14 protein-coding genes are annotated in these 13225 nt (G+C 65.1%); 7 read left to right on the top strand and 7 right to left on the bottom strand.

All coding sequences use genetic code 11. The features are described from left to right. Positions 1-702 precede the first annotated feature (702 nt). From rpsT to J2X50_RS21845, 7 genes are all read right to left on the bottom strand, one after another. Positions 703-969, bottom strand: coding sequence for a 30S ribosomal protein S20 (rpsT, locus tag J2X50_RS21815; RefSeq protein WP_340036100.1), 267 nt, complete (start codon positions 967-969; stop codon positions 703-705). Positions 970-1104: 135 nt separating this feature from the next. Then, entirely contained in the window at positions 1105-1878 is a 774-nt protein-coding gene (locus J2X50_RS21820) for an enoyl-CoA hydratase (RefSeq protein ID WP_429097999.1), read from the bottom strand. A gap of 46 nt (positions 1879-1924) precedes the next feature. Continuing rightward, positions 1925-2815, bottom strand: a complete 891-nt coding sequence (mutM, locus tag J2X50_RS21825; RefSeq protein WP_429098000.1) for a bifunctional DNA-formamidopyrimidine glycosylase/DNA-(apurinic or apyrimidinic site) lyase — start codon at positions 2813-2815, stop codon at positions 1925-1927. Beyond that, positions 2808-4046 carry a phosphopentomutase gene (locus J2X50_RS21830; protein WP_429098001.1) on the bottom strand — a complete coding sequence of 413 codons (1239 nt, stop codon included), beginning with the start codon at positions 4044-4046 and terminating at the stop codon, positions 2808-2810. The genes mutM and J2X50_RS21830 overlap by 8 nt, the downstream gene beginning before the upstream one ends. 106 nt (positions 4047-4152) lie before the next feature. Further along, positions 4153-4776, bottom strand: coding sequence for a TadE/TadG family type IV pilus assembly protein (locus J2X50_RS21835; protein WP_429098003.1), 624 nt, complete (start codon positions 4774-4776; stop codon positions 4153-4155). A gap of 39 nt (positions 4777-4815) precedes the next feature. Further along, on the bottom strand, positions 4816-5391 hold the full coding sequence (locus J2X50_RS21840; RefSeq protein WP_429098005.1) for a TadE/TadG family type IV pilus assembly protein: 576 nt from the start codon (positions 5389-5391) through the stop codon (positions 4816-4818). 136 nt (positions 5392-5527) lie between these two features. Next, positions 5528-5953: a pilus assembly protein N-terminal domain-containing protein gene (locus J2X50_RS21845; protein ID WP_429098006.1), complete on the bottom strand. Its 426-nt coding sequence runs from the start codon at positions 5951-5953 to the stop codon at positions 5528-5530. 362 nt (positions 5954-6315) lie between these two features. On the opposite strand from J2X50_RS21845, the gene J2X50_RS21850 reads away from it, so the two are divergent. The 7 genes from J2X50_RS21850 to J2X50_RS21880 all read left to right on the top strand — a co-directional run bounded on the left by J2X50_RS21850 (position 6316) and on the right by J2X50_RS21880 (position 13203). Then, the gene (locus J2X50_RS21850; protein ID WP_429098008.1) at positions 6316-6510 is read left to right on the top strand and encodes a Flp family type IVb pilin; all 195 of its coding nucleotides are present in this window, start codon (positions 6316-6318) and stop codon (positions 6508-6510) included. Between the two features lie 153 nt (positions 6511-6663). Further along, complete coding sequence (locus J2X50_RS21855) at positions 6664-7185, top strand: A24 family peptidase (protein ID WP_429098010.1); 522 nt, start codon at positions 6664-6666, stop codon at positions 7183-7185. A gap of 124 nt (positions 7186-7309) precedes the next feature. After that, the gene (cpaB, locus tag J2X50_RS21860) at positions 7310-8125 is read left to right on the top strand and encodes a Flp pilus assembly protein CpaB (protein ID WP_429098012.1); all 816 of its coding nucleotides are present in this window, start codon (positions 7310-7312) and stop codon (positions 8123-8125) included. Then, on the top strand, positions 8122-9648 hold the full coding sequence (locus J2X50_RS21865) for a type II and III secretion system protein family protein (RefSeq protein ID WP_429098014.1): 1527 nt from the start codon (positions 8122-8124) through the stop codon (positions 9646-9648). Before cpaB ends, J2X50_RS21865 begins: the two co-directional genes overlap by 4 nt. A gap of 14 nt (positions 9649-9662) precedes the next feature. Beyond that, on the top strand, positions 9663-10379 hold the full coding sequence (locus J2X50_RS21870; RefSeq protein ID WP_429098016.1) for a CpaD family pilus assembly protein: 717 nt from the start codon (positions 9663-9665) through the stop codon (positions 10377-10379). Positions 10380-10398: 19 nt separating this feature from the next. Next, positions 10399-11682, top strand: coding sequence for an AAA family ATPase (locus tag J2X50_RS21875; RefSeq protein WP_429098018.1), 1284 nt, complete (start codon positions 10399-10401; stop codon positions 11680-11682). Between the two features lie 27 nt (positions 11683-11709). Continuing rightward, positions 11710-13203, top strand: a complete 1494-nt coding sequence (locus tag J2X50_RS21880; protein WP_429098020.1) for a CpaF family protein — start codon at positions 11710-11712, stop codon at positions 13201-13203. The last annotated feature ends 22 nt before the right edge of the window (positions 13204-13225 follow it).

A 13225-nucleotide genomic window follows, 5' to 3' on the forward strand; every position in this document is an offset into this window, starting at 1 on the left:
ATGGCCGCGCAGGGAGACTGTCGCTGCGGGGGCGGCAGCTACAGGCAAATACATTAACGACCGGCGAAGACGCCGGCGCGCTACTCGTCGCCATAATGTCTTATCCCCACACCCCAAGTATTACGAAGCAGGCACACCTCCCCCGATCGCGGATTCTACCCACGCCGAGAACGCCGCCGATTTTTAAGGCTTGGCAGAGGGCTTCGTGCCCGTCTCTTCGATGGACAGACCTTACAAAAATCGCTGTGGACACGGCAAGGGCGGGTCTAACCCATTTTTAATGAATCTGGTTAGCTCCGGCCCGGATTCAGAGGCCGTTCCGACCCTCTTCGCAAGCAAAGCCCTTGTGATTCAAACCCTTTTGCGGGAAGCGAAAAAAAACGCGCCCGGCAGGAAAAATTTTTAAAAGAATCCGCTTGACACCAACTTGTCCCCCACAGCCCGGCGCGAGGTTGAACAACCTGTGGATGACTGTTAGCAAGTATATGAATTTAAAGGAAAATTTCTGTCACGGTGAGTCCGGCCCGAAGCCACCTGTGGCGGTTGTACTTATAAGAATAACCGCATATGCCGGCAAAGTTTCATGTATCATTGCGGCACATCTAGTTGCCTCTTCCGGCCCCCTTTTCCAGGCCCGTTTCGGCAATAGAAAAACCCGGCTGGTTAGGCCGGGTTCTTCAGAAATCCAATTGCTTGCGGGGCTTAGGCGGAGAGCGCCTTGACCCGCTGTGCCAGTCGCGAAACCTTGCGCGAGGCAGTGTTCTTGTGCAGCACGCCCTTGGTGGCGGCGCGCATCAGTTCCGGCTGCGCGGCGATGAAGGCGGCCTGCGCTGCGGCCTTGTCGCCGGAAGCCAGGGCTTCCTCGACCTTGCGAAGGTAGGTGCGGACACGCGAACGGCGGTTCTTGTTGACCGCGGTGCGGGCGGCAATCTTGCGGGTAGCCTTCTTGGCCGAGGAGGTGTTGGCCATTGTGCCTCTCTGTTGATCTCTATGGTGGCGCGAGCGGGTTCCCGCGGAGCGCAAAAACTGCTCGGGCGTCCCTGAGGCCGCCTCGGTTGGTGCGGCTTATAGTTCAGCTTGCCCGGCGCGTCAACGCGATTCAGATCAGCGGTTGCGGAAATTCGCAGACCTTTTCTCGGCGAAGGCCGCCATGCCTTCCTTCTGGTCTTCGAGCGCGAACATCGAATGGAAGACGCGGCGCTCGAAACGCAGCCCTTCGGCGAGCGTGAGCTCGTAGGAGCGGTTGACCGCTTCCTTGCACATCATCACCGCCGGCAGCGAGAAGTCGGCGATCTTGGTCGCGGCCTTCATCGCCTCCTCGATCAGATCGGCCGCCGGCACGACGCGCGACACCAGGCCGGAGCGCTCGGCTTCGGCGGCATCCATCATCCGCCCGGTCAGGCACATGTCCATCGCCTTCGACTTGCCGACGAAGCGGGTGAGGCGCTGCGAGCCGCCCATGCCCGGCATGACGCCGAGCGTGATCTCGGGCTGGCCGAACCTGGCGGTGTCTGCGGCGATGATGAAGTCGCACATCATGGCCAGTTCGCAGCCGCCGCCGAGCGCGTAGCCGGCGACGGCGGCGATCATCGGCTTGCGGTTGCGGGTGAAGGCCTCCCAGCCGGAGAAGAAGTCTTCCATGTAGGCGTCGACGTAGGTCTTGGCCTGCATCTCCTTGATGTCGGCGCCGGCGGCGAAGGCCTTTTCCGAGCCGGTGATGACGACGGCGCCGACACCGTTGTCAGCCTCGAATTCGCCGGTCGCGGCGAGAAGTTCGCCGAGCACCTGCGAGTTCAGCGCGTTGAGCGCCTTGGGCCGGTTGAGCGTGATCAGCCCGACCTTGCCGCGCTTTTCCACGAGGATCGTTTCATAGGCCATGCCGCTCTCCCTTTGCGAAGCCACCGGGTTCGATACCCGCTCTAGCTTACCGCTGGCAGTGACGGCAATAGAAGGTCGAGCGCCCGCTCTGAACGATCCGCTCGACATGGCCGGCACAGCCGCTGTGCGCGCAAGCCTCGCCCTCGCGGTCGTAGACGGAGAAGGAATGCTGGAAGTAGCCGAGCGAGCCGTCGGTGTGGACATAGTCGCGCAGCGACGAGCCGCCGGCGGCGATCGCTTCGGCGATCACCTCGCGGATCGAGGTGGCGAGCAGGCCGGCGCGTTCACGGGCGACCTTGCCGGTGGCGGCGATGGTGCCGGCCGCGCGCGTGGGCGCAAGCCCCGCGCGCCACAGCGCCTCGCACACATAGATGTTGCCGAGGCCGGCGATCAGGCGCTGGTCGAGCAGGGCTGCCTTGAGCGGCGCCTTCTTGTCGCGGAACAGTTCCGCCAGGAGGTCGCCGTCCAGGCTGTTGCCGGTGGGCTCGACCCCGAGGCCGGCGAGCATCGGGTGGACGCCTGCGTCCCGCTCGGCAAACAGCATGAAGCCGAAGCGCCGCGGGTCGTTGAAGATGACGCGGGCCGGTGCACCCTTGGCGTCGGCGACGTGGAAGACGACGTGGTCGTGCGCTGCAGCCTTCGGCCGCTCGTGATGGAAGGCACCCGGCGTCGAGCCGTCCGTGTCGGTTTCGATACGGAAGGAGCCTGACATGCCGAGGTGGCAGATGAGCGTGGGGCCGTCGTCTATGTCGGCCGTGAGATACTTGGCGCGTCGGCCGAGCGAGGCGATACGACGGCCGGCGAGGCGTTCGGAAAAGCGCTCGGGGAAGGGAAAGCGCAAGTCGGGGCGCCGCGTCTCGACGCGCTCGATGCGCGCGCCCTCCATCACCGGCTGCAGGCCGCGCCGGACGGTTTCCACCTCGGGCAGTTCAGGCATGGGCGGCGATCGTCCTCAGGAAGGGGGTACCGTGGCGTCCCGGCGCAAGGCCGAGATGCTCGGCGACGGTGGCGCCGATGTCGGCGAAGGTGGGCCTCAGCCCGACATCGCCGCCGGCGAGGCCCGGCGCCATGCCGATGATCGGGATGCGCTCGCGCGTGTGGTCGGTGCCACGCCAGGTCGGGTCGTTGCCATGGTCGGCGGTGAAGAGCATCAGGTCGCCGGGCCCGAGCCTGGCCAGGGCTTCGGGCACGCGCCTGTCGAAGGCCTCGAGGGCTGCGGCATAGCCCGGCACGTCGCGGCGATGGCCGAACTCGGTGTCGAAGTCGACGAAGTTGGCGAACACGAAGTCGCCGTCCGCGGCGTCGTCCATCGCGCCGAGCGCCTTGTCGAACATGGCCATGTTGCCGACCCCCTTGCGCACCTCGGAAATGCCGCGATGGGCGAAGATGTCGCCGATCTTGCCGATGGCGATGACCCTGCTGCCGCGCTCGGTCAGCCGGTCGAGCAGGGTCGGCTCCGGCGGCGGTGTCGCATAGTCCTTGCGGTTGGGCGTGCGCTCGAATGTGGCAACGGTCTCGCCGACGAAGGGGCGGGCGATGACGCGGCCGATGTTGAGCGGATCGACGAGGCGGCGCACCACCTTGCAGAGTGCGTAGAGCCGCTCGAGGCCGAAATGGGTTTCGTGGGCGGCGATCTGCAGTACCGAATCGACCGAGGTGTAGCAGATCGGCTTGCCGGTCAGGATGTGCTCCTCGCCGAAGCGCTCGATGATCTCCGTGCCCGAGGCGTGGCAATCGCCGAGGATGCCCGGCACCTTGCCCTCGCGGACGATCGCCTCGGTCAGTGCCGTGGGGAAGGCGGGCACGGTCTGCGGAAAATAGCCCCAGTCGAAAGTGGCCGGCACGCCGGCGATCTCCCAGTGGCCCGAAGGCGTGTCCTTGCCGCTCGAAACCTCCTGCGCGGCGCCGAAGAAGGCGCCGGGCCTGAGCGCGGCGGAGGCGTCGAATTCGAAGCCCGTGGCCAGCCCGGCGGCGCGGCCGAGCCCGAGCGCGGTCATGTGCGGCAGGGCGAGCGGGCCGCCGCGCAGGCCGTCGCGGTCGCCGCGGCCGACAGCGCAGGCTGCAGCGATATGCCCGAACGTGTCTGCGCCCACGTCGCCGAAACGCTCCGCGTCGGCAGCGCCGCCGATGCCGAAGGAATCCAGGACGAAGACAAATGCACGCGCCATCGCGGTCGGGCTCTCGGTTGGGATGTTCCCGACAGACATAAGTTGCGGGCCGCAACTTGGCAATTATCCGGCACGGCGACCGGTCAGCGGCAACTGGCGAAAGGCGTCAGCAGTCGCCGCAGCCGATGCTCTGGCTCATGCGCGGGCGCAGGTAGTAGCTCTCGTTCATGGATATGCCGTCGAAGGCGGCTGCAAGGCCGAGCACCGGCTTGTCCTCGGCCGCCCAGGTGATCACCGGCTTGTAGGCGAGATCGCTTTCGACGCGGATGAGGAAGGTGCCCGCGACCTTGAGCGCGTCCGGGACGGTGGTGGGCGTGCCCTTGGGCGCTCCCACGCCCGCCGTGCCGTCGACGAGTTTGCGCGACCAGGCCACCTGGACCTTGGGCGTGGCGTCGGTGGTGATGTCGATTGCCGTCACCACGATCGTGCCGACGCTGCGGTTATAGGGCTGGAGGGTCGACTCGCCGATCTGCATGATGGCGTCGATCTCCGACTTGGTGATCGACTGCTGCTGGGTGATGAGGTCGGCGACCATGGAGCCGATGCGGCTCACCTTCTTGTTCGTCTCGATCGCCTGGGAGACTTCCATGGTGACGAAATAGAGCGCCAGGAGCAGCGGCACGACGAAGGCGAATTCGACCGCCGCGATGCCGCGCCTGTCGGAGGCCAGCGCCCGCGCAGCGGCGCCCCATCGCTTCAGCATCGAGAGCACCACGGCCCTGATAGACATGTCTTGCGTCTTCTCCTGCCGGTTCCGAACGGGTTGAATTCAGTCGTTGAACGGTTCGTTCTGCCAGGTGACCGTCGCGAACTGCAGCGTGTTGCCGCCCTTCAGGTTGGACATCGAGGCACGCATGAAGTCGGTGATGACAGGCCACTTGTAGAACACGCGCAGCATGTTCTTCGACATCGACGGCCCCGGCTTGACGGTGAAGCCGGTGGTGTCGATGTCCCTGTCGGAGGTGAGCTTGATCTTGACCTTCGCCGCGTCGGCGAAGGTGCTGTAGCTGCGCAGGTCGACCAGGAGTCCCGGGCAATCCTTGGCGACGAGGACCTCGAGCCTGTCGCAGATCATCTTCTTGACAGCGATTTCGGTGGCGTCCGCGGCCTTGATCTGGCCGGTGCGGAGCTGGCGCGCGACATCGTCGGCCGCATTGGCCAGCACCTGCTGCCCGGCAAAGGCGATGCTGCTTTCGAGGATGGCGAAGACCAGCATGGAGAAGGGGATCGCCAGCATGACGAATTCGATCGCCGTGCTGCCGCTGCGCTCATGCAGGAAGCGGGCGAAGAGGCCCCGCTTGCCGTGCCCCGCGCAATCCTGTCCTACCACTGGCTCTTTGCCCATGTACCCGACCGTCTCGAATGATCCGGAACTCAAGATAGACGAAAGCCGTTGAGGCGCGGTTTGGATGGTGCTGAAATTCTTAAGCCGCGACTTTACCCGGCGCTAACCTTGCAGGCCCGGAATTCGGGCCGCGGCGCTACTGGCTGGCGTTCATCTCGCTCTCGGACATCCGCTCGGCGTCGCTCTTGTACGAGCTTTCGCAATAGGGCGTGCACGACAGCGTCTGGATTTCCGAGCGCCTGTAGATACGTACCGAAGAGGCCGCCTGGCGGACGACCGTCACCTGTTCATCGACGATGGGACTGCCGTCGGCGTCGAGCACGACCAGGTTGGTCACTCCGAAGCCCTTGCCGGTCAGCACGATGGTCGAGGCATCCTGGACCGAGGCGTCGGCTATGGCCGAATTGCCGACGACGATGGTGTCGGCCGGGCGGGCGAGCCGCACGATCTTGGCCTGGTTCATCGTCACCTCGATGCCCGAGCCGGCATGCGCCTGCTGTGGAGCGACGATGGCTGCCGCGATCAGGGCTGACCCCAGGAAAAGATATGTCGGCTGTGCCATTGCGGCGCCTCTCGGACGGCTCGGTGTCGACTGTTCAATGGAAGATGAACGATTTTGGTGAAGCAAGGGTTAAGTGAGATGGCCAGGTCGCCGCGGAATGTGCCGGCCCGCCTTCGCCGGCAAGCGGCCGGGGGGAGTGCAAAACCGTTGCAACTGGCGGTTCGCCGCCGTTCCCCGCCATCGGCAAAGTCCGTTCCGCGCTTAGCCCATGGTTAACCACATCAAGGCTTCCGCGGCCGAAAGGAATTGGTAAGGGTGTTTCTTAAGCCGATTGCAAGGGCTCCCCGCTAGGTTGCAGTCATCCGATCGACGGCAAGAGAAATGTTGACGGAAGTGCTGTAACACGGAGCTAGGAGCTTACGATGTCTAACCTTATCGCACGTTTTGTGAAGGACGAATCCGGCGCGACCGCCATCGAATACGGTCTGATCGCCGCCCTCATCGCAGTCGCCATCATCGTTGGCGCTGGCTTTGTCGGTACCTCGCTTGACACCAAGTTCAGGGAAATCTCCACTGCGATCGACGAAGCTGGCCCAGCGGCAGCGCCCGCCAACTAACGATCTGCGGACGCCGCCACTGGCATCGAAAAGGCTGTCTTCGGGCAGCCTTTCTCGCTTCTGGCGCTGCCATGACGTGCTTGCCTCTCCTTCATCTCGGTTTAACGGCGTCGAGTTAAGCTGGTTCGATACAATGAAGTCGGAAAATTGACGATGCTCGAAGCACTGATCTTTGTCGTCTTTCCCTTCTGCATGGTCTATTCGGCGGTCTCCGATGTCTTGTCGATGACCATCGCCAACCGGGTGCCGCTGCTGCTGCTCGGCGTCTTCCTCGTCGTCGCGCCGCTCACCGGCATGGCCTGGGCCGACATCGGCATGCATCTGGCCGCGGGTGCCCTGATGCTCAGCATCACCTTCGCCATGTTCGCGCTCGGCGGCATGGGCGGCGGTGACGCCAAACTGATCGCCGCGACCGCCGTCTGGATGGGGTTCGGGATGCCGCTGATGCAGTATCTGCTCACATCGGCGGTATTTGGCGGGCTGCTGACGCTTGCGATCCTGTCCTTCCGCAGTTCCGCACTTTCCCACATCGCCAGCCAGAACATGTTCCTCAGGAACTTTTCCAAGGACGCCGGCGGCGTACCCTACGGCATTGCACTGGGCATAGGTGGCCTGGTCACGTACCCCAGCTCACCCCTGATGGTCTGGGCGATGGCGCGCCTGACGGGACAGTGATCTCCGCACGCTCGGCGTAAGGGATCATTAATCATGTATATAAGGATCGCATTAACCATAATTTGACGATTGCCTATGCAAAGTCGCCTCGGCTGGTTGGGTATGCCGGGGCGAGGTTCGGACAATGGCAGCATCGCGACTCATGATTCTTGGCGTGGCTGTTGCCGCGGCAGGGGGGGCGGGCTATGTCGCCAAGAACATGTCGGCCGCGCCGCCCCCGCAGGTGATCGTCGAGTCCGGTCCGCAGCAGCCGCAGATCGCCATGACCGACGTGCTGGTCCTGACCGGCGACGTCCCGATCGGCGGCTCGACCGAAGGCAACATCGCCTGGCAGCCCTGGCCCAGCGATGCGGTTAACCCCAACTTCATCACGCGCAGCACCGAGCCGGACGCGCTCGAAAAATACAAGAATTCGCTCGCCCGCCTTGCCATGTACGGCGGCGAGCCGCTGCGCAAGTCCAAGCTCATCGGCGAAGGGCAGAGCTTCATGTCGGCGGTCCTGCCTTCGGGCATGCGAGCCGTCGCCACGACGATTTCTGCCGATACGTCGGCCGGCGGCTTCATCCTGCCCAACGACTATGTCGACGTGATCATGACCCGCCGCTCCGACGCGGCCCAGTCCGGCACGGGCTTCACCACCGAGACGATCCTCAAGAACATCCGCGTGCTGGCGATCGACCAGGCGATCCAGGAGGACGAGGAAGGCAAGAAGGTCAAGGTCGGCGAGACCGCCACCCTTGAGCTCACGCCGCAGCAGGCGGAGATCATCACGGTGGCGCAGCAGATGGCCGACCGGCTGACGCTCGCGCTGCGCTCCGTGGCCGACACCCAGGAAAAGGACCTCGCCGAGGCCGACTACCTGATCTCCGGCAGCGGCAAGCGCGGCACCGTGCGCCTCATCAAGTCCGGCGAGATTTCCGAAACGGGAGCGAGGAAATGAGGTCCAGCGTCAGGCTTCTGGCAACCGTCGCCGCATTCGCCGCGTTCGCCGTCCCCTCGCTTTCCCTCGGCCTGGCGCCGGCATCGGCAGCGCCCGACGCCAAGGTGGGGGCGAACACCGCGAGCCAGCGGGTCAAGCTCGGGCTCAACAAGTCGGTGGTCGTCGACCTGCCGAGCGATGCCTACGACATCCTCGTCGCCAATCCGGCGGTCGCCGATGCCGTCACCCGCACGGCGCGCCGGATCTATCTCTTCGGCAAGTCGGTCGGCGAGACCAATATCTTCGTCTTCGGCCCCAATGGCGAGCAGATCGTCAGCCTCGACCTGGCGGTCGAGCGCGACGTCGCCGGCCTCGAGGACTACCTCAAGCGCTTCATCCCGAACTCCGACATCACCGTCGAACTGTTGAACGACAACGTCGTGCTCACCGGAACGGTGGAGACGCCGCTCGATGCCAAGCGGGCGGCGGATCTCGCGACCATCTTCGTCACCGGCGGTGAGGCGACGACGGGCCAGTATTCGCAGACCGCGACCGGTGGTTCCGAGAACGGCGGTGTCGACATCGACAACCCCGACCAGACGCGCCAGAAGAGCAAGATCGTCAACCTGCTGCAGATCATCGGCGAGGACCAGGTGATGCTGAAGGTCACCGTGGCCGAAGTCAGCCGCACGGTGATGAAGCAGCTCGGCGTCAACATGATCGGCGGCGGCGACGGCAACGGCATCACCTGGAGCGCGATCAGCGACAGCATCCCCGGCCTGGGCAAGCCGCTGGGGGCCTCGCAGATATCGCTCGGGACCTCGATGCTCGACGCCTACGTCAATGCCATGGAGCAGGCCGGCGTCATGAAGACCCTGGCCGAACCGACGCTCACCGCCATTTCCGGGGAGAAGGCCACCTTCAAGGTTGGCGGCGAGTTCAATATCGTCAGCAACCAGGAAGCCAGCGGCAGCGGCGGCCGGACCTACTCGATCGAGAAGATCGACTACGGCATCGGCCTCGAATTCCAGCCGGTCGTGCTTTCGCCCGGGCGCATCAGCCTCAAGATCAGGACGCAGGTTTCGGAGCCGACGACGGAAGGATCCGTGTCGCTCTCGGGTGGCTTCTCCAAAGGATCACGCTTCAACACGCCGGGCATGACGGCGCTGTCGATCCGCAAGCGCCTGGCCGACACCACGGTCGAGCTGCCGTCCGGCGGGTCGATGATGATCGCGGGCCTGGTGCGCGACGACGTCCGCCAGGCGGTCAACGGGTTGCCCGGCCTGTCGAAGATCCCGGTGCTCGGCACGCTCTTCCGCAGCCGCGACTTCGTCCGCAACGAGAGCGAGCTGGTCATCATCGTGACGCCCTATCTGGCCCGGCCGGTGGCGCGCAACGACCTGGCCAAGCCGGACGACAACTTCAACGCCGCGAGCGACGGCGCCGGCATGTTCCTCGGCCGCGTCAACCGTGTCTACGGCACCATGAAAACGGACAAGCCGATGGGGCGCTACCACGGCGTCGTCGGCTTCATCTACAAGTGAGTGGGGATAGGCGCATGTCTCAGGCAGTATTCGTCGCCACGCGTGCCGGGCAGGGCCGGGTGCGTATCCTTCGTCCCCTGCTGGCGGTTGCGGCCGTGGCGCTCGTCGCCGGCTGCGCCAGCCGCGACAGCGTCACCGTCGGCTCGATCCCGGACGACTATCGCACCAACCATCCGATCGTGATCGCCGAGAAGAACCAGACGCTCGACGTTCCGGTCGGAATCTACGATCGCGGCATATCGCAGGGGCAGAAGCTCACCTTCGAAGGTTTCCTCAACGGCTATGACCGCCGCACGGCGCCGCCGCTGAGGATCCTGGTGCCGGCGGGCGCTGCGAACGACGGCGCTGCGAACGCCGCCGCCAAGGCGCTGACGCGCGTGGCGATCGTCAACGGCGTGCCGAAGAACCGGATCGCGATCTCGAGCTACCAGGCGAGCTATGCCGACGCCCCGTCGCCGGTCCGCGTCTCCTATGTGGCCATGCGGGCCCAGACCGGCCGCTGCGGCAGCTGGCCCGAAGATGTCCTGAACACGGCCGAAAACAAGCACTATGCCAATTTCGGCTGTTCCTATCAGAACAACCTGGCGGCCCAGATCGCCAATCCGGCCGACCTGCTCGGGCCGCGCAAGCCGAGCGAGATCGATGCCGAGAACCGCAGCGCGGTGATCGACGCTTACCGCGCGCGCAAGATACCTGGCGAGTTCATCGAGAACTCGGAAGTCAGCTACTGAGCATGGGAAGAGCGGCAAGATGAGCAACCTGGCCTACGATCCCCAGCCCGACGGCACAGAACCCTCGCAGCAGGACATGGCCCTGATGCAGGTGCTGCGGCCGGTGCCGCGCATTTCGATCCAGGCCTTCTGCGAGTCCGACAGCGTCGCCGGACCGATCGCGCGGGCCGGCGAAGACCGGCGCATGGCCAAGGCCCACCTCAAGGTGCACGCGGGCGGCATCGAGACGGCGATCGACGTCTATCGTGGCGCTCCGACTCCCAATCTCATCATCCTGGAATCGCGCCGCGAGCCGAAAGGCCTGCTCGAAGGGCTGCACGAACTGGCCGAGTTCTGCGACCCGAGCTCCAAGGTGGTTGTAATCGGCCACTACAACGACGTGGCGCTCTATCGCGAGCTGATCCGCTCCGGCATTTCCGAATATGTCGTGGCACCGGTGACGACGGCCGACATCGTCAGCGTCGTCTCCTCGATCTTCGTCGATCCCGAGGCCGAGCCGATCGGACGCTCGATCGCGTTTGTCGGCGCCAAGGGCGGCGTCGGCTCCTCGACCATGGCGCACAACGTCGCATGGAGCATGTCGACGCTGTTCAAGTCGGACGTCGTCGTCGCCGATCTCGATCTCGCCTTCGGCACCGCCAACATCAATTTCGACCAGGACCCCGCGCAGGGCATCGCGGAAGCGGTGTTCGCGCCGGAGCGCGTCGACGAGGTCTATCTCGACCGCCTGCTCGCGCAATGCGCCGAGCATCTGTCGCTGCTGGCAGCACCCTCCACGCTCGAGCGCGTCTACGACTTCGATTCCGAGGCGTTCGCGCAGATCATCGACACCGCCCAGCGCAGCGCCCCGCTGATCGTCCTCGACGTGCCGCATGTCTGGAGCGGCTGGAGCAAGACCACGCTGACGCGCGCCGACGAGGTCGTGATCACCGCGACCCCGGAACTGGCCAACCTGCGCAACACCAAGAACCTGATCGACATGCTGAAGCGGCTGCGTCCCAACGACCCGGCCCCGCGGCTCATCCTCAACCAGGCCGGCGTGCCGAAGCGGCCGGAGATATCGCCGGCCGATTTTGCCGAGCCGCTGGGCATTCAGCCGATGTCGGTGATCCCGTTCGAGCCGCTGCTGTTCGGCAACGCTGCCAACAACGGCCGCATGCTGGGCGAGATGGACGCCAAGAGCCCGGTCGTCCAGTCGATCAACGAGATCGCCCACGTCCTGACCGGCCGGTCCGAGGCGAAGATGCGGAAGCAGTCCGGGCTCGGGGCGATCCTCGGCCGGCTCAAGTCACGCAAGAAATAGAGCGCGCAGCGGAGGCGTTGGTCGACCATGTTTGGTAGAAGGGGTTCCGACGACGGCAGCCGCCAGACGCCGGCATTTCGCCCGCTGGCGCCGGAGCCTGCGTCCGCCGCGGCGCCTGCCGACACGCTGACGGCCCCGCGTCCAGCGGCGCCGGCACCGATGCCGGTGCCCGCCGCACCTGTGCGGCGCGCGGAAATGCCCCCGGTGCACGAACCGCGCCGGGCGCATCGCGAACGCAGCGAAAGCTACTACGACACCAAGAGCCAGGTGTTTTCCGCGCTGATCGACACGATCGACCTGTCGCAGCTCGCCAAGCTCGATCCCGACAGCGCGCGCGAGGAAATCCGCGACATCGTCAACGACATCATCGCGATCAAGAACTTCGCGATGTCGATCGCCGAGCAGGAGGAACTGCTCGAGGACATCTGCAACGACGTTTTGGGCTATGGGCCGCTGGAGCCGCTCCTGGCGCGCGACGACATCGCCGACATCATGGTCAACGGCTCCAAGCAGGTCTACATCGAGGTCAACGGCAAGGTCGAGCAGACCTCGATCCGTTTCCGCGACAACCAGCAGCTGCTCAACATCTGCCAGCGCATCGTCAGCCAGGTCGGCCGCCGCGTCGACGAATCGTCGCCGATCTGCGATGCGCGCCTGCCCGACGGTTCGCGCGTCAACGTCATCGCCCCGCCGCTGTCCATCGATGGCACCGCGCTCACCATCCGCAAGTTCAAGAAGGACAAGCTGACGCTCGACCAGCTGGTGAAGTTCGGTGCCATTTCGCCGCAGGGCGCCGAGGTGCTGAAGATCATCGGCCGCGTCCGCTGCAACGTCGTCATCTCCGGCGGCACCGGTTCGGGCAAGACGACGCTGCTCAACTGCCTGACCAACTACATCGACCGCGACGAGCGCATCATCACCTGCGAGGACTCGGCCGAACTGCAGCTGCAGCAGCCGCATGTCGTGCGCCTCGAAACACGCCCGCCCAACCTGGAAGGCGAGGGTGAGGTGACCATGCGCGACCTGGTCAAGAACTGCCTGCGCATGCGGCCCGAGCGCATCATCGTCGGCGAGGTGCGCGGACCCGAGGTGTTCGACCTGCTCCAGGCGATGAACACCGGCCATGACGGCTCCATGGGCACGATCCACTCCAACAGCCCGCGCGAGTGCCTCAGCCGCATGGAATCGATGATCGCCATGGGCGGCTACTCGCTGCCGCAGAAGACCGTGCGCGAGATCGTCGTCGGCTCCGTCGACGTCATCATCCAGGCCGCCCGCCTGCGCGACGGCTCGCGCCGCATCACCCACATCACCGAGGTGATCGGCATGGAGGGCGACGTCGTCATCACCCAGGACCTGGTGCTCTACAACATCAAGGGCGAGGACCAGAACGGCCGGCTGCTCGGCCAGCACGTGTCGACCGGCATCGGACGGCCGCATTTCTGGGAGCGCGCCCGCTATTATGGCGAGGAGGCGCGGCTCGCCGCCGCGCTGGAGGCCATGGAAAAGGGTGCCGACTGACATGCGAGAGGCGAGGAGCTAG

This window comes from Aminobacter sp. BE322 (assembly GCF_050433525.1).
Classification (GTDB): domain Bacteria; phylum Pseudomonadota; class Alphaproteobacteria; order Rhizobiales; family Rhizobiaceae; genus Aminobacter.

What these genes read in the sequence shown, in the direction of transcription:
- J2X50_RS21880 (WP_429098020.1), top strand. Translation starts at nt 11,710, where the DNA reads ATGTTTGGTAGAAGGGGTTCCGACGACGGCAGCCGCCAGACGCCGGCA.
- J2X50_RS21820 (WP_429097999.1), bottom strand. Translation starts at nt 1,878, where the DNA reads ATGGCCTATGAAACGATCCTCGTGGAAAAGCGCGGCAAGGTCGGGCTG.
- cpaB (WP_429098012.1), top strand. Translation starts at nt 7,310, where the DNA reads ATGGCAGCATCGCGACTCATGATTCTTGGCGTGGCTGTTGCCGCGGCA.
- rpsT (WP_340036100.1), bottom strand. Translation starts at nt 969, where the DNA reads ATGGCCAACACCTCCTCGGCCAAGAAGGCTACCCGCAAGATTGCCGCC.
- J2X50_RS21840 (WP_429098005.1), bottom strand. Translation starts at nt 5,391, where the DNA reads ATGGGCAAAGAGCCAGTGGTAGGACAGGATTGCGCGGGGCACGGCAAG.
- J2X50_RS21835 (WP_429098003.1), bottom strand. Translation starts at nt 4,776, where the DNA reads ATGTCTATCAGGGCCGTGGTGCTCTCGATGCTGAAGCGATGGGGCGCC.
- J2X50_RS21875 (WP_429098018.1), top strand. Translation starts at nt 10,399, where the DNA reads ATGAGCAACCTGGCCTACGATCCCCAGCCCGACGGCACAGAACCCTCG.
- J2X50_RS21845 (WP_429098006.1), bottom strand. Translation starts at nt 5,953, where the DNA reads ATGGCACAGCCGACATATCTTTTCCTGGGGTCAGCCCTGATCGCGGCA.
- J2X50_RS21855 (WP_429098010.1), top strand. Translation starts at nt 6,664, where the DNA reads ATGCTCGAAGCACTGATCTTTGTCGTCTTTCCCTTCTGCATGGTCTAT.
- J2X50_RS21870 (WP_429098016.1), top strand. Translation starts at nt 9,663, where the DNA reads ATGTCTCAGGCAGTATTCGTCGCCACGCGTGCCGGGCAGGGCCGGGTG.
- J2X50_RS21865 (WP_429098014.1), top strand. Translation starts at nt 8,122, where the DNA reads ATGAGGTCCAGCGTCAGGCTTCTGGCAACCGTCGCCGCATTCGCCGCG.
- mutM (WP_429098000.1), bottom strand. Translation starts at nt 2,815, where the DNA reads ATGCCTGAACTGCCCGAGGTGGAAACCGTCCGGCGCGGCCTGCAGCCG.
- J2X50_RS21830 (WP_429098001.1), bottom strand. Translation starts at nt 4,046, where the DNA reads ATGGCGCGTGCATTTGTCTTCGTCCTGGATTCCTTCGGCATCGGCGGC.
- J2X50_RS21850 (WP_429098008.1), top strand. Translation starts at nt 6,316, where the DNA reads ATGTCTAACCTTATCGCACGTTTTGTGAAGGACGAATCCGGCGCGACC.